Source organism: Peribacillus sp. TH14 (assembly GCF_016651145.1).
GTDB lineage: Bacteria > Bacillota > Bacilli > Bacillales > DSM-1321 > Peribacillus > Peribacillus butanolivorans.
On the sequence record NZ_JAEKEK010000001.1, the window covers coordinates 2,157,876 to 2,173,527 of the forward strand.

Sequence of the window (15,652 nt, forward strand, 5' to 3'; positions counted from 1 at the left end):
ATAAGAAAAGTGAGTGAGTTATGAAACCTATTGCATATATAAGTACGGATATTCAATTTACAAGGCTTCAGGAGATTGACTACAAAAGAGGGTTAGTATTTCTGCAATTATATGATATTCCATACGCTGATTTATCTGCATATGCGGGAATCCTGATCACGAATTTTGTAGAAGAGGCCTTCTTACTTGATCATAAAAACATCCTTGAAGACTATTTAAATGATGGTGGCGTCATTTTTTCACAAGCTGAAAATTTCCTTCCTTGGCTACCTGGTTGTGAGAATTGGAAGCGATCCCCTATTTCCTTACGAGACCGTGAAATCCGTCTTACCGAGCCCGTGCATCCAATGTTCTATGGAATTGATCCTTATGATTTGAATCATAAAAAAGGAGTTCGGGGCTTTTTCTCAAGAGGATACTTAGAGGCTCCTGAACATTCGGAAGTCATTGTGGAGGATCAAGATGGGAAAGCGATCATTTATATCGATCGGAAAACGACGGGTGGCACGATTGTTGCTGGAGCTGGAACAGACCTTTACCGTTTCGGTATTGAAGAAAATAGTTCACGCGTTTTAAGCACTCAGATGCTAAATTGGATTCGTCAAGAATATGAAGCAAACAAGGAGGAACAGAAATGAAAGTAGCAATTTTAGATAACGGTTACAGCTTTCATCATCGCTTCTTTCAAATGGAAGAGTTCGCTTATATGTATGACGATGTGCTCCAAATTCGGCAGCTACATACCTATGACTTAAATCAATATGACACGCTAATTGTTAATGATCGGATGTCGCTACTACTTTTAAAACGTTACCAATCGTATTTCATTAAATTCCTTCAGGAAGGAAAACGATTAGTCGTTTTCGGCGAAGTACTGGACAATTGGCTTCCGGGAGTATATTGGGAGAATTCAGAAGTGGATTTTAGTTGGTGGGTGAAAGAGCACGGAGACCTGCCGTTAACAGCTAATAATATAGATCATCCGTTGTATCAGTATGTAAGTCTGTCAGATATGAAATGGCATTATCATGGAACGTTCAAAGTTCCGGAAGGTGCAAAATCACTAGTGGATACACCGGACGGCCGCTCAATTATTTATACAGATGACGTGTCATATAACGGAGAATTAGTTATTACTACACTAGATCCAATCTTTCATATCGGATTAGGATTCATAGATCAATCCAAACCATTTTTACATGGGATGGCGAAATGGCTTAGAAAAGAAGTACGGGAGAGAACATCATGAAGAAAAAATGGACAATGTTAGCGGCAACAACTGTGGTGGCAGCCTTGATTACAGGCTGCGGCAATACAGCGGAAGAAACAAAAGGAGATACAGCTGAAAAACAAACGACGGCTGAGGAGAAAGTCATTCAAGATCAGCTTGGCCGTGACGTAACTGTACCGGGTAAAGTCGAGCGTATTGCGGTTGGTGGTATTCTTCCATACTTTTCTACATGGTATGTAGCTACAAACTCAACGAAGGAAGTTGTTGGATTACATCCGAATGCTTATAATGCTGCGGAGAATTCCATTCTTGCTGACATGTCGCCGGATATTTTAAAAGCGGATACGTCGTTTATTAAAAATGGTGAAGTGAACGTAGAAGAATTATTGAAAATCAATCCGCAGCTTTATTTTGAAAACTCACAGAATCAAAAATCTATTGATAAATTAGAGGATGCAGGCGTTTCTGTGGTGGCCTTAAGTGCTATTGATGTAGCGGCAGCTGAACCATTAGCGACTTTTAACAGTTGGTTGAAAGTGACGAGTGACATTACTGGAACAACTGAGAGAACGGACATGTTCTTGAAAAAAGGCAAAAAGGTCCAAGCTGAGTTGGATGAAAAATTGGATGGTATCAAAGAGAAAGATAAGCCAAGAGCATTAATACTATACCAACACAGCGATAAAAGCATTATGGTTGGCGGTAAAAACTTCTTTAGTAATCAATGGCTAAACGCAACAGGAGCATACGACGTTACGGCAGAAGAAGTTACCGGAACAAAAGAAGTGAATATGGAGCAAATTTATAAGTGGAATCCCGATATTATTTACATTACAAACTTTTCAACTACACAACCTGAAGACCTAACAAACAATGTATTTGAAGGTCAAGACTGGAGTCAGGTAAAGGCTGTGCAAGCAGGAAATGTTTATAAAATTCCTCTGGGTATTTACAGATGGTTCCCGCCAAGTGGGGATGCGCCGCTTATGTTGGAGTGGATGGCACAGAAAAATCATCCTGAACTATTTGACTATGATATGAAGAAAGAAATCACAGACTATTATTCAGAATTCTATGATTACGATGTAACGGAAGAACAAGTAGAGAATATTCTGCACCCTTCTTCTGATGCTGCAAAACAGTAAAGTAGGGAATGAATATGAAAAAATGGAAAACGCTCCTGTTCTGGATTTTACCAATTGCTATGGTTATTTTGTCTCTAAGCATTGGACGTTACGGAATGGATTTAGGGACTCAAATCAAGATATTACTATCAACTTTTCTTCCAATTGACCATACTTGGACGCAGATGGAAGAAACAGTGGTCCTGCAAATACGCCTGCCGCGTATTTTGCTTGCCTTGTTAATAGGTGCTGGTCTTTCAATCGCAGGTGCCTCATTCCAAGGTATGTTTGGCAACCCGTTGGTTAGTCCGGATATCCTTGGGGTTTCGGCTGGTGCCGGGTTTGGGGCTTCCCTTGGGATTCTATTACTAGGTCATGGCTTCGCTACACAAGTGATGGCACTTGGTTTCGGCCTAGCGGCAATCGTCTTTACCTTCGTGATTAGCGGAAAAAAAGATTCACCTGTTTTCATGCTTGTTCTGGCTGGTGTCGTTACATCGGCATTATTCCAGGCGTTGATTTCCTTGATTAAATTCGTCGCTGACCCGGAAGCAAAACTGCCAGCGATTACTTACTGGCTGATGGGAAGTCTTGGTACGGCAACATATAAGGACTTGTATATCGGGGGACCGATTATCCTTGTGGGCATTCTGATTCTATATTCCCTTCGTTGGAGAATAAATTTATTGACGTTGCCTGAGGATGAAGCTAAATCACTTGGTATTCCAGTAACACGTTTGAAATGGACAGTTATTTTTGGCGCAACACTTATTACTGCTGCCTCAGTTGCGATAGGCGGTATCATTGGCTGGGTTGGGTTAATTATTCCTCACGTTGCAAGAATGCTAGTTGGTAATAACAATCAACTAGTCTTACCAGTATCTCTTTCAATCGGTGGAGCCTATTTATTGTTGATTGATAATCTGGCTCGCTCGGTAACGGCTACAGAAATTCCACTCTCAATCTTGACGGCAATTATAGGTGCACCATTTTTCGCAATATTGCTTAGAAAAACAGGAGGTGGCTGGTCATGAGAATTGAGGTGCAGGGAGGAAATTACTTTTATGCTCGGAAAAAAGAAGAAGTTCCTTACCTTTACCAAACAGACATTAACTTTTCGCTGAATGACGGAGAGATAATGGCGATACTAGGACCAAACGGTGCAGGAAAGACAACGATGTTAAAATGCATCACAGGTCTTCTGGACTGGAAAAAAGGTCAAACGCTCATTGATGGAAAGCCGCTTCCTTCGCTTTCACGCAAAACCGTCTGGAAACGGATTGGTTATGTTCCGCAGGCGCATAAAATGGTATTTGGTTTTACACTCGAAGAATTGGTCATTATGGGAAGAGCCCCATACATCAGTGCGCTTGCCCAGCCTTCCGTGAAGGACCGTGAAGCCGCTCACCTAGCCCTGGAAACTGTAGGGATTGACCATCTTGCTGGGAAGTCCTGCAATACAGTCAGTGGTGGTGAGTTGCAACTAGCGTTGATTGCACGTACGCTGGTATCAGACCCGGAAGTGCTCATTCTCGATGAACCGGAATCCCATCTTGATGTTCAAAAGCAGGTTGTGATTTTACAGACATTAAAGCGTTTGTCACAAGAAAAGAAAATCTCTTGTATCATAAACACGCATTACCCAAACCATGCGTTTTTCCTTGCTGACCATGTGTTAATGACAGCCAAACAAAAGCCGGTCGTTTACGGAGAAGTCCAGGAAGTCATGACAGAATCCCGGATGAAGGAATACTTCGGAATTGAAATGAAGAAGATTATTTATGAAGAAGATGAGAACTTTTTTATTGAAACGATGGTGCCGAAAGATTTAGGCATTCCGCGTGATCAAAATACTTGTCGATTTACTAGTTAAAAAAAGGCAGCCACCGGGTTGCCTTTTTTTTCGCTAAATGGAATACTTTATTATTTACTAGTTTTCTGGTACTATTATGCTAGAAAAAATTAGGAGAATGATAGTGGGAAAATACAGAGTTTTATTGATGGTAGCATTGCTGGGAATTTTAATTTTGCCTTCATGCTCACAAGGGGTTTTAGAGAATATAGGTACAAAGACGGCTGCACCGATTGCGGAAGATAACATTGAAGTGGTTGCAGCAGCGGAGAATGACGTCGGGCAGAATTCGGAGGACAGATTATATCCTGAACAGATCGATACGAGAAACTGGATAAGAGCCGAGTCCACGGTTCAACTTCCAATATTGATGTATCATAGTATTTCTGAAGGTAATAACCTTCGGGTACCAAGAGAGGAATTTCAATCACAAATGAACTGGCTTCGGGAGAATGATTACTATACATTATCCCCTAGGGAAGCATTTCTTGTTTTAACGGAAAATCGGATGCCAAGTGAAAAGTGTGTCTGGCTTACTTTTGATGATGGCTATACAGATAATTACACGGAGGCTTTTCCTATATTAAAAGAATATAATATGAAAGCTACTGTTTTTATGATCGGGAAATCTATTGAAAAAAGTCATCACCTGACGGAAGAACAAATGGTGGAGATGAGCGAGAATGGGATTTCTATTGAAAGTCATACTATCAACCATCTTGAGCTTAACCGTATGACGGTAGGGCAGCAGGAAGCTGAAATGGTACAGTCAAAGGATTTATTCGATCGTATTCTCCAACAGGACACGACAGTACTTTCATATCCTGTTGGTCGGTATAACGAGGAGAGCCTTAGGTTGTCAGAAGAAGCTGGATACAAGATGGCAGTAACCACCGAAGCTGGTGGAGCTTCAAGGGACCAAGGGATGCATGCACTGCACCGAGTTCGGATTTCACCCGGATTATCAGTCGATGGATTTGCAGCGCTGATTGAAAATGCATCACGTTATTAATTGAAGACAAGGTATTTCGGAATCAGTCTGAAAAATCATATAATAATCATTTCTTACATAGTGTATAATGAAAAGCAGTGAAAATTATATACATATGAACGATTTGGTGTCTTAATGACTTAAAAGGGAAGTTGGTGAAATACCAACGCGGTCCCGCCACTGTAAATGGGAGTTAGCGGCTGTGTACCACTGTATGTGAGATATGGGAAGGTGCCGTTGACGATGACCATTAGCCAGGAGACCTGCCAAGATTCGTACACCTGTAACCTACGCGGATGGGAAGGTGTGTGGCAGACCTTCTGAGTCCGTAATTATATTGTTGCCATACAAGCATCTTCCGTTTGACGGGAGATGCTTTTGTTTTGAAATTCGCTTCTTCACTTCAGGGTGCGTTTTCTTTAGGTGGTCGGAAATTGAATTAAAAGATTGTGGGGGATGTAAAATGAAGAAAATCTATGGTCTGATTCTAGTGATGTTACTAACTGCAGGTATGATGGTTGGTTGCAATGATACATCAAAAGAAGGAACGAAAGAAAAGCAACAAACGAATCATACTGAAAACCAAGCTTTCCCGATTACGATAAAAGATGCAACGGGTGAAAAAGTAACGATAGAAGAACAACCAAAGAAAATTGTTACATTGATACCAAGTAATACAGAAGTGGTCTTTGCACTTGGTTTGGGTAAAAAGGTTGTTGGTGTATCCGACAATGATAATTACCCGGAAGAAACGAAAGAAATTGAAAAAGTTGGCGGAATGGAAATGAACACGGAGTTAATCGTTTCCTTAAAGCCTGATCTTGTTCTTGCTCATGCATCCAGTGCCCATAATTCGAATGAGGGATTGCAGCAGCTTAAGGATGCTGGAATAGATGTCCTTGTAGTCAATGATGCACAAAGCTTTGACGAAGTGTATGAGTCTATTGATATGATTGGACAGGCAACGGGAGAACATGATAAGGCAAAAGAAATCGTTGCGAATATGAAAACGAAACTGAAGAAAATTCAGGAAAAAGCTAAATCCGTTAAGGATGAGGAAAGAAAAACCGTTCTAGTAGAGGTTTCGCCATCACCGGATATTTATACACCTGGAAAAAATACATTCATGAATGAAATGCTTAACATAATTTCAGCGAAAAATGCAGCAGCCGAATTGGACGGGTGGGCGAAAATTGACGAAGAGTCTATGATTGCTGCAAATCCGGATGTCATTATTACAACATATGGTTATTATACAAAAGATCCAATCAGTGAAGTGACGGGCCGAAAAGGATGGGAAGATGTAGCTGCTGTTAAGGATGGTCAAGTCTTTGATGTCCATTCTGACTTAGTGACCCGTTCTGGTCCACGCTTAATAGAGGGAGTAGAGGAACTTGCCAAATCAGTCTATCCGAACCTATTTGACAACTAAGTGGGCGTTTGCTTATTTGATTGCGTTATTGTTTTTGCTTTTCGCAATGACGATTGGCATTTCCTTTGGTTCGGTGTCAGTACCGATTCCCGCGCTTATACAAATTATCGGCAAGGAATTTTTTCATTTACCAATCTCAGTTGAGCCAGATGTGATGCTGACGAATATCGTAATGAACATCCGCCTGCCACGTGTATTACTTGCAGGTTTGGTTGGGGCTTCGCTTGCGATTGCCGGGGCAGCCTTTCAGGGACTGCTCAGGAACCCGCTTGCTGACCCCTACACATTAGGGATTTCATCAGGAGCATCAGTAGGCGCTGTATTGACATTGTTTTTGAATATATCATTGCCGTTGATCGGTTTATATACCCTACCGGCGTTAAGTATTATGTTTTCATTGCTTACGATTTTCTGTGTGCTAACTTTTGCGAGAAAAATGGATCGATCGATGAAAGTAGAAACAATTATTTTAACCGGAATCATTTTCAGCTCGTTTTTAAGTGCCTTCATCTCATTAATGATTGCGTTGACGGGCGAGGAATTAAGACAAATCATCGGATGGCTGATGGGAAGCGTTTCAATGCGCGGCTGGAATTATATCGCGATTATTTTGCCGTTTTTTATCATTGGTTCGTTGATCTTGATTATGAATACCCAAGAATTGAATGCGATGACGTTTGGGGAAGATCGTGCAAAGCATTTGGGTGTGAATGTTCAGCGGAGAAAAATGTGGATTCTGATAGCTGGTTCGATATTAACTGGGGCAGCTGTTGCTGTTTCGGGAACGATTGGCTTTGTAGGATTGGTTATTCCTCATTTGGTTCGTAGGATTTGGGGGCCAGATCATAAGCATTTGTTGCCGTTATCTTTGCTCGTAGGAAGCGGATTTTTAATTTTGGCTGACCTTGTAGCAAGGACGATTATTGCACCTTCGGAACTGCCGATTGGTGTAATTACCTCACTTATCGGGGCCCCGGCATTTGCCCTGATTTTATTAAAGAGACGGAGAGAAGGGTAGAATTCATGCTTGAAGTTAAAGGGTTAACAGGTGGATATGGCAATAAAGCTGTTTTGGACTCTGTCTCTTTTGACGTACATAAAGGGGAATTATTTGGGATTCTCGGTCCAAATGGCAGCGGAAAAACGACGCTATTAAGTATGCTTAGCGGGGTTCTCGATTATAAGGTAGGAAGCATACGAATAAGGGGAAGAGACTTGAAGGAGTATTCGGCCAAACAACTTGCACAAGTTATAGCCGTGTTGCCTCAACATTCCTCATTAGCCTTTTCTTATACGGTAAAAGAGACTGTTTCTCTTGGCCGTTATGCTCACCAAACAGGCTGGTTTCATAGTTGGACTTCTGAGGATGAGGTGATTGTCCAACGTGTGATGAAGCAAACGGGAGTCGCGGATTTTCAGGATCTTCATTTTGAACGATTATCAGGCGGTGAGAGACAGCGGGTCTTATTGGCACAAGCACTTGCCCAAGAACCGGAAATTCTTTTTTTAGATGAACCAACGAACCACTTGGATCTTTCCTATCAAAAGGAGCTTCTTGATTTAATGAGGAAAATGGCCAAGGAGCTGGAGCTAACAGTTATCTCAATCTTCCATGACTTGAATTTGGCCGGCTTGTACTGTGATCGGCTGATGTTGCTTGAAAAAGGACAAATTCAAGTCATTAATGTGCCGAATGAAGTGCTCCAACAGGAACGGATCCAGGAGGTATACCGGACGACGATTGAAAAACATCCGCATCCTGCCCTACCGAAGCCGCAAATGTTCATTGTCCCGGAAAAGCATGTCTGTGATTTCGCACCTTTGGAAATTGATGAAACCTATTTGACGGTGGGCAACGAAATAATTCAATTGAATTCACCAATTCCGCTTAGAACGATGTCTTCTGGTGTGACCGGTTCAGGAACGGGCTGGCATCAACATTTCGTGAATAGGCATGTCCATCGTGATTATAATTACGAGGATCATTTTGCTGAAATGGCTGACTTTTTAAAAACACACGGTTTTGAACCGCAGGAAACGGTCGGAATGATGACAGCTGTCTTTCTCGATACGGTGGCCTTCAAGTTTTTAAGAGATGATGATTTCTCGGTTTTTATCATTGTGACGGCTGGAGTAGGGAATGCCATCGACGCCTCTTTAGCTGACCAACATTCTTGGATTTCCACTCCAGGAACCATAAATACATGGATCTTTGTAAATGGGCACTTGGCAGAAGAGGCCTTTATCCACAGCATTGTCACCGCGACCGAGGCAAAAGTAAAAGCGCTTCATGATTTGCGTGTTTTGGATAAGGTGACAAATACAGTGGCGACAGGAACTTCGACAGACAGTATTTTGATTGCCGCAACCCAAAGAGGGAAGGCACTTCAATATGCAGGCACCATTACTCCGCTAGGGAAGTTGATCAGTCGCGGTGTATATGATTGTACCGTAGAAGCAATAAAGAAAAATCGGAAACGGATTGAGGAACTATGATTTACCATCACCTTTTTGCTGTTACACTGGCTTTTTTCTTTGATCTATTAATAGGTGATCCACCAAATTGGCCACATCCCGTTAAATGGATAGGAACGTTGATAAGCAAGTTGGATCATGCATTCAATAGAGGTACACATAAAAAGCGAAATGGCCTCTTCATGCTGGTAATTGTTTTAACACTGGTGTTATTGGCAACAGGTCTAACTGTCTATTTAGCTTATCTTATCCATCCGCTTGCGGGAATTTTATGGGAAGCTGTTGTTATTTCTACGACGATTGCTCAGAAGGGCTTAAAGCAGGCAGGAATGGATGTGTGTCATCCACTGAATAAACAAGCTTTTCCTGAAGCGAGGCTAAAGCTTTCCTATATTGTCGGTCGTGATACTGCTGAACTTGATGAATCCGAAATAGTCAGAGGCACTGTAGAAACCGTAGCTGAAAATACGAGTGATGGAGTTACGGCTCCACTGTTTTGGGCAGCAATTGGCGGTGCTCCACTCGCGATGATGTACAGGGCAATTAATACCTGCGATTCAATGGTTGGTTACAAAAATGATAAATATGGACAATTTGGCTGGGCTTCAGCTAAGCTCGATGATATCGTGAACTGGATTCCTAGTCGCCTCACTGGTTTCTTGATGCTGCTAAGCTCGAAATCCAGCTATCATAGCTTGGGGGCTAGATGGAAGATTTTGTTCAATGATGCGAAAAAGCACCCAAGCCCGAATAGTGGGTGGTGTGAAGCAGGCGTTGCTGCAATTTTGGGTGTACAGCTTGGCGGCCGGAATATGTACAAAGGAGTAGTTTCTGACCGTGCTAGGATGGGCGTTCCACTTGTTCCATTAGAAGCAATACATATACAAAAAACGATTACCATCATGCATCGGACATCTTTTATATTTTTACTGATGCTTTGGTTAGGGGGACTTACGCTTGGCATTACCTTCTCATGGCTCTAATCCGCATTATCTTTACGAAGCGCTGGAAATTGAAATGCCTGAATCGGTTCTCGATTTTAGTGCTAATATCAACCCATTGGGTCCTCCTTTATGTATAAAGGAACGGTGGTCCGAATTCTTCGAAGGAATCTTAAATTACCCAGATCCGCATGCCGTTGAATTGACAAAATTAATTGCAAAAAAAGAAGCGCTTCTTGAGCAATCCGTTTTGGTAGGTAACGGTGGTGCGGAAATAATAATGTTGGTAGCGAACAGGTTAGCCAATAAAAAGGTCTTAATCATTCAGCCTGCATTTGCGGAATATGCAGAAGCTTGTTTAGCAGCCGAATGCGAGGTAGACTTTCATCAACTTGATGCACCTGAGTGGCAACTAGATCTCGATCGATTGATTCCTCAATTACCTGAATATGACGCGATTTTTTTATGTACGCCTAATAATCCGACAGGGATTTCATTTAAGCAAGAAGCAGTTAGGGAATTAATCAAAGAATGCGGAAAAGCAAATTGTCTGGTTGTTTTGGATGAGGCTTTTTATGATTTTACGGAAAACGCCTTTACTTATGCTTCTTTAATTACGCAATTCCCTCATTTACTGATTCTACGATCAATGACGAAAATTTTTGCAATTCCAGGCTTGAGGTTGGGTTATTTGCTGGCGGCACCAGATATCATAAATCAGGCAAAAACCTATAAATCGCATTGGAGCGTCAATCATGTGGCATTAGAAGTCGGGAAAATCTGCCTTGCTGAAGAAGAATATATAGAAAAAACAAGAGCGTATATTCAATTCCAAAAGCAGAAACTTTTCCGGTTTTATGAAGAGCATGAGTTGATTGTCTCAAATAGCACGGTCAATTTTTATTTAGTGAAAGATGAATCCTTATCCCTTTTGCCTTTTTTATTAAAAAAGGGCATCGTACCACGTCATACGTATAATTTTCCAGGGTTAGATGGAATGTGGCTCCGGTTCGCAGTGAAGAGTGAGCGTGATAATGCCATGCTAATGGAGGGGGTAAGACAGTGGAGAACTCTAGGCTCTGTTTTATAACCGGTGGTGTCCGGAGCGGTAAAAGCCGTTTTGCAGAAAAAAAGGCAATAGAATATGCAATCCAATTGAGTGGGAACTTGCATTACCTCGCTTGTGGCCGAGTCAGTGATGCTGAAATGGAAGAACGCATCCGCCGGCACCAAAGGGATCGCAAAAGTAGTCCAATTGCTTGGAGGACTTGGGAATACTCGACGAATATTACACGGATAGGTGCAGATCTAAATCAAGATTCAATAATCCTACTCGATTGCCTGACAACCCTACTCGATAATGAATTATTCGGTCCCAATATACCGCTTGAAAAGGAGTTTTTACATAGTGTTTTCACAAAAATAATCAGCGGAATTAATGAGATAAGAAAACAAGCCAGCTGTTTGATAATCGTAAGCAACGAAGTGGTACAGGAGCCGATTTTTCAAAATGAGTTCCTCCATATATACGGAAAAATACTTGGCCTGCTTCATCAAGCGGTCGTCGAACAGGCAGATGAGGCTTATCTTGTTGAATCAGGGATTCCGTTATTGATGAAAGGGTGCATGCAGGAATGAACGGATGGATTGGATTCTTGATTAACCTGCAGTTCTTTACCGTGTTCCCAATAAAGAAACAGCTACCGATGGATAAGAAATATATCCACCGTGCGATTCAAACCTTTCCTTTAGTAGGGCTTTTCCTAGGCTTGATATTGGGAGGTGTTTTATACGCGTTAGTAGAATGGACCCCATTGTCATCCCTTTCGATTGCGTTTGTGGTTTGGTTTTTAACGATGGCATTAACAGGCGGTTTGCACCTCGATGGTTGGATTGATGCAAGTGATGCCTTCTTTTCCTATCAGGATAAAGAGAGGCGTCTAGAAATCATGAAGGATTCCAGGACAGGAGCATTCGGTGTCATCTCCGTCATCGTACTTTTGGCCGCCCGGTTTATATTTATTTATGAAATCGTCGATAGAGTCAATGAGTGGACATACTTTTTAATTATTAGTCTTCCACTTTTAAGTAAATGTGTGATGGGCTATTTACTTAGCCGGATGCCCTTGGCAAAAAAAGAGGGACTTGGTGCTTTCTTTCAAAGTGCAGTAAGGAAAAACAGTTTATATATTTATTGGTTGTATTTTATTGTGAGTTTTGCGGTTGCATGGAGCATCGATTTCAAGCTGGTCACTTTATTTTTTATCATGTGTCTGGCTGCTCTACTCTTCCTATTGTATATAAAGCGGAAAATCGTTAGTTGGTTCGGTGGGATAACGGGGGATGTATTGGGAGCATCCGTGGAAGGAGTTGAGCTTTGGTTATGGCTGATTCTGTGGCTATTACACTACTTCGCCATGGGCTGACAGAAGCAAATGAGCGAAGATCCTATTTAGGCTGGACAGATTCTCCATTAAGTCTGAAAGGAGAAAAGGAAATTCTAGACTTAAGGGGCTCTTACCCACAGTATGAAAAGATTCACACGAGTGATTTGCCTCGTTGTATTGAAACCGCAAGACTGTTGTTTCCAGATGTTGTTCCGATAAAACACCCTGCGTTCCGTGAACTGAACTTCGGCAGTTGGGAAGGGCGAACTTATGAAGAGTTGAAGACTGATGGCGATTATCAAAAATGGCTAGAGCATCCTATGGAGGCAATGGTTCCTGGTGGTGAAAGCTATCCGGCATTTTCCAAACGTATTCAAAATGGCTGGAGCCAATTGATTTCCGGTGAGGAAAGCCAATATGTATTAATGACTCATGGGGGTGTAGTACGTGAATTACTTGTCCGCTATGCACCGATGGAAAAGTCTTTTTTTGATTGGGAAATTTCCCACGGTATGGGATATGAGCTGATTTGGGAGGACCGGAACAGCTTAAGGAGGGGTGAACGTTGCACTTTGTTACAGGTGGCGCCTATAATGGGAAAACAAAATGGGTAAAGCACTTTTATGGGTTGGAAAGTGAGACTCTTTGGCTATCCGGTTATCAAAAAGAACAGCCGACTATGACGGATTTTCAAGGTAATACAGTGGTATTGCATGGCTTGGATGCATGGATCCAACAAGATGCAGAAAAGATGGATGCAGAGTCGATTCGAAAACGGTGGAAGGAAATCATGGCTGACTGGCGAATATGGGAGAAGGAAAAGGATGATCACAACTGTATTGTAATCGGATCAGATATTTCCAAAGGAATTGTTCCGATGGAGGCACAAGATCGCAAATGGCGCGATGCCTGCGGCTGGGTCTTTCAAGATGTAGCCTCCTTATCAAACCGTGTGGATGTCATTTGGTACGGTATCAATCAGCAAATTAAATAGAGGAGGAAATAGAGATGAAAATTTATACACGTACTGGGGATAAGGGACAAACTAGCGTAATCGGAGGACGTCTGGACAAGGATGACATCCGTGTAGAATCTTACGGAACAGTGGATGAAGTGAACAGTTATATCGGCCTTGCAGTAACTGAATTGGACTCAGCGATTTTTGCAGACGTACTAACGGACTTGGAAAAAATTCAGCATGAGTTATTTGACTGTGGCGGTGATTTGGCGACAGTTTCTGAGAAAGCCCCGCAGAAGCTAACGGATGAGGCGATTACCTATTTGGAAGAACGAATTGATGCCTTTATCGTCGAAGCACCGGAATTAGAAAAGTTTATCCTTCCAGGAGGCTCAAAAGCGTCTGCAACCATTCATATTGCCCGGACGGTTACACGCAGGGCGGAGCGGTTGGTTGTTTCTTTGATTAAGTCGGGTGCGGCAGTTTCACCACTATCTCTTCAATATTTAAATCGTTTGTCTGATTACTTTTTTGCTGTAGCACGTGTGATTAACTTCCGCCTTGGCGTAAAAGATGTGGAGTATATCCGCAGCGCAAATGTATTCAGTGGAGGAAAAAGAAAGGAAAAAGAGTAAACATGAACGTAAGAAAAATTAGTACAATTGCTATTTTTATTGCTTTATCGGCGGTTGGGGCAATGATTAAAGTCCCTTCCCCTATAGGCAGTATGGCTTTAGACAGTTTTCCGGCCCTTTTGGCGGCTGTCATACTTGGCCCGGTGTCCGGAGCTATAGTAGCTGGACTTGGTCATATTATTTCAGCTTTCATCGGTGGCATGACACTAGGCCCTTTCCATTTTTTGATCATGGTAGAAATGGCGGTCCTCGTATGGATGTTTGGCGTTTTATATGTACATGGAAAGAAAATAGGCGCATTTTTCCTCTTTTTTATCGGTAATGCCTTCATCTTAGCTCTACCTTTCATATTTCTGGTTAGCCTTGAATTTTACACGATGCTAGTTCCGGGGTTAACAGGTGCTACAGCAATAAATGTAGTGTTGGCGGCCCTTTTACTTCCACGTCTAGAACCAGTTTTGAAAAAAGTGATTTTAAAAGATGGATTCGTAGAATGAATGATTCATTGATCTTACCGTTTACGGAGTCACAATCATTAGTCGTTTCTTGTGATAATAGTGGCGGAATTGGGTTGAAGGAAAAAGATCTCGTTCAGGTCCCATACGAAGTTGTTGGATATTTTTCGTTCCGGGTTGCCGTTATGGAGTGCCTGGCTGCTGGCGGAAGTCCAATGACCGTTGTCCTTCATAATTTCTGCGGCGATGAAGCCTGGGATGCCTTGAAAATAGGCGTCATGAAGGGAATGGATGAAATCGGTCTGGATCTCTCTATTACAGGTAGCACCGAAAGTAACATGCCGCTTCTTCAATCCGCACTTGGTCTTATGGTGATTGGAAAACGCAGGAATGAACGTGTAATGAAGCCAATTCTTCAACGGAAAATGGCCCTTATTGGCAAGCCACTTGTTGGGGAAGAAGTTATGAAACAACAAGAGTGGATCGCGCCGTTATCTTTATATAAAAGCCTTTGTGAGCTTGAAGAAGTTCAGGTACTTCCTGTTGGCTCAAAAGGGATAGCAAATGAATGGAAGCATCTGGACCCAAATGGGGAAGGTGTTTCTGCACATATAAGGAGTCAAGTCGATATCGAAAAATCGTCAGGACCATCTACTTGCTTTCTTATTGCTTATCCTGAACATCTGGAGGATGAAATCAAGCTCCAATCCGGTTCTTTTTTTATGGGTGAATGATTATTTTCTGAATTAATTAGGCATCGAGTTTAGTTCATAATGCTGGTTAGATGCTTTTTTTTGCAATTTAGGTTTGTACGGGTCACACTTTGTATATCTTTATGCTAAACTTCTTTAGAAACACTGTGAATTGCTATTTCTTAGCGTGGGTCCAGCCAATATTTCGATGAAAACATAAGGTGCCGTCAAAATTTTGTCAAACCCGCGCTAAGGCAACAAATGGAAAAATGAACTGATTTCCCCTATGTAAGGGAATGCAGTTCCTTTTTTATGTGTATAAAACCACCCTTTGTAGATCTTCAGCAAAGTAAATGATTAACTCAGGAAACAGTTTTTCACGGTTTCTTCCTGTAAAGTTTGATTTAGGATTTCTTTCTCTATAGCTGATTTCTTCGCAATCGCTCCAGCAGCCGTCAATCATGATTGAGGATCTTCAA

18 protein-coding genes and 1 riboswitch are annotated in these 15,652 nt (G+C 41.9%); all 18 genes read left to right on the forward strand.

Annotated features, from left to right (window positions below):
• Positions 1 to 20 precede the first annotated feature (20 nt).
• Positions 21 to 638 (forward strand): hypothetical protein, encoded by a 618-nt coding sequence (locus tag JFU50_RS10470; RefSeq protein WP_201222541.1) that lies wholly within the window; start codon positions 21 to 23, stop codon positions 636 to 638.
• A complete protein-coding gene (locus tag JFU50_RS10475; RefSeq protein WP_201222543.1) occupies positions 635 to 1,249 on the forward strand; it encodes a hypothetical protein in 615 nt (204 codons plus the stop codon). Before JFU50_RS10470 ends, JFU50_RS10475 begins: the two co-directional genes overlap by 4 nt.
• Positions 1,246 to 2,376 (forward strand): ABC transporter substrate-binding protein, encoded by a 1,131-nt coding sequence (locus tag JFU50_RS10480; protein ID WP_201222544.1) that lies wholly within the window; start codon positions 1,246 to 1,248, stop codon positions 2,374 to 2,376. Before JFU50_RS10475 ends, JFU50_RS10480 begins: the two co-directional genes overlap by 4 nt.
• A gap of 14 nt (positions 2,377 to 2,390) precedes the next feature.
• Positions 2,391 to 3,389 (forward strand): FecCD family ABC transporter permease, encoded by a 999-nt coding sequence (locus tag JFU50_RS10485; RefSeq protein WP_201222545.1) that lies wholly within the window; start codon positions 2,391 to 2,393, stop codon positions 3,387 to 3,389.
• Positions 3,386 to 4,228 (forward strand): ABC transporter ATP-binding protein, encoded by an 843-nt coding sequence (locus JFU50_RS10490; protein WP_201222546.1) that lies wholly within the window; start codon positions 3,386 to 3,388, stop codon positions 4,226 to 4,228. Before JFU50_RS10485 ends, JFU50_RS10490 begins: the two co-directional genes overlap by 4 nt.
• Before the next feature lie 127 nt (positions 4,229 to 4,355).
• A complete protein-coding gene (locus JFU50_RS10495; protein ID WP_201188156.1) occupies positions 4,356 to 5,219 on the forward strand; it encodes a polysaccharide deacetylase family protein in 864 nt (287 codons plus the stop codon).
• A gap of 87 nt (positions 5,220 to 5,306) precedes the next feature.
• Positions 5,307 to 5,483: riboswitch (cobalamin riboswitch) on the forward strand.
• A 178-nt stretch (positions 5,484 to 5,661) separates the two neighbouring features.
• Complete coding sequence (locus tag JFU50_RS10500; RefSeq protein ID WP_201222547.1) at positions 5,662 to 6,630, forward strand: ABC transporter substrate-binding protein; 969 nt, start codon at positions 5,662 to 5,664, stop codon at positions 6,628 to 6,630.
• On the forward strand, positions 6,593 to 7,648 hold the full coding sequence (locus JFU50_RS10505) for a FecCD family ABC transporter permease (protein WP_242485353.1): 1,056 nt from the start codon (positions 6,593 to 6,595) through the stop codon (positions 7,646 to 7,648). The genes JFU50_RS10500 and JFU50_RS10505 overlap by 38 nt, the downstream gene beginning before the upstream one ends.
• Positions 7,649 to 7,653: 5 nt before the next feature.
• Complete coding sequence (locus JFU50_RS10510) at positions 7,654 to 9,126, forward strand: heme ABC transporter ATP-binding protein (RefSeq protein WP_056527442.1); 1,473 nt, start codon at positions 7,654 to 7,656, stop codon at positions 9,124 to 9,126.
• Positions 9,123 to 10,088, forward strand: coding sequence for an adenosylcobinamide-phosphate synthase CbiB (gene cbiB / locus JFU50_RS10515; protein WP_201222548.1), 966 nt, complete (start codon positions 9,123 to 9,125; stop codon positions 10,086 to 10,088). The genes JFU50_RS10510 and cbiB overlap by 4 nt, the downstream gene beginning before the upstream one ends.
• A complete protein-coding gene (gene cobD, locus JFU50_RS10520; RefSeq protein WP_201222549.1) occupies positions 10,063 to 11,136 on the forward strand; it encodes a threonine-phosphate decarboxylase CobD in 1,074 nt (357 codons plus the stop codon). The genes cbiB and cobD overlap by 26 nt, the downstream gene beginning before the upstream one ends.
• A complete protein-coding gene (locus tag JFU50_RS10525) occupies positions 11,109 to 11,684 on the forward strand; it encodes a bifunctional adenosylcobinamide kinase/adenosylcobinamide-phosphate guanylyltransferase (protein WP_201187570.1) in 576 nt (191 codons plus the stop codon). Before cobD ends, JFU50_RS10525 begins: the two co-directional genes overlap by 28 nt.
• The gene (gene cobS / locus JFU50_RS10530; protein ID WP_056527433.1) at positions 11,681 to 12,472 is read left to right on the forward strand and encodes an adenosylcobinamide-GDP ribazoletransferase; all 792 of its coding nucleotides are present in this window, start codon (positions 11,681 to 11,683) and stop codon (positions 12,470 to 12,472) included. The genes JFU50_RS10525 and cobS overlap by 4 nt, the downstream gene beginning before the upstream one ends.
• The gene (locus tag JFU50_RS10535; protein ID WP_201222550.1) at positions 12,430 to 13,047 is read left to right on the forward strand and encodes a histidine phosphatase family protein; all 618 of its coding nucleotides are present in this window, start codon (positions 12,430 to 12,432) and stop codon (positions 13,045 to 13,047) included. The genes cobS and JFU50_RS10535 overlap by 43 nt, the downstream gene beginning before the upstream one ends.
• Positions 12,999 to 13,427, forward strand: a complete 429-nt coding sequence (locus JFU50_RS10540) for a bifunctional adenosylcobinamide kinase/adenosylcobinamide-phosphate guanylyltransferase (RefSeq protein WP_201187565.1) — start codon at positions 12,999 to 13,001, stop codon at positions 13,425 to 13,427. Before JFU50_RS10535 ends, JFU50_RS10540 begins: the two co-directional genes overlap by 49 nt.
• A 14-nt stretch (positions 13,428 to 13,441) precedes the next feature.
• Positions 13,442 to 14,026, forward strand: coding sequence for a cob(I)yrinic acid a,c-diamide adenosyltransferase (locus JFU50_RS10545; protein WP_201187563.1), 585 nt, complete (start codon positions 13,442 to 13,444; stop codon positions 14,024 to 14,026).
• 2 nt (positions 14,027 to 14,028) lie between these two features.
• A complete protein-coding gene (locus JFU50_RS10550; RefSeq protein ID WP_201187561.1) occupies positions 14,029 to 14,523 on the forward strand; it encodes an ECF transporter S component in 495 nt (164 codons plus the stop codon).
• Positions 14,520 to 15,215: an ATP-binding protein gene (locus tag JFU50_RS10555; RefSeq protein ID WP_201222551.1), complete on the forward strand. Its 696-nt coding sequence runs from the start codon at positions 14,520 to 14,522 to the stop codon at positions 15,213 to 15,215. Before JFU50_RS10550 ends, JFU50_RS10555 begins: the two co-directional genes overlap by 4 nt.
• The last annotated feature ends 437 nt before the right edge of the window (positions 15,216 to 15,652 follow it).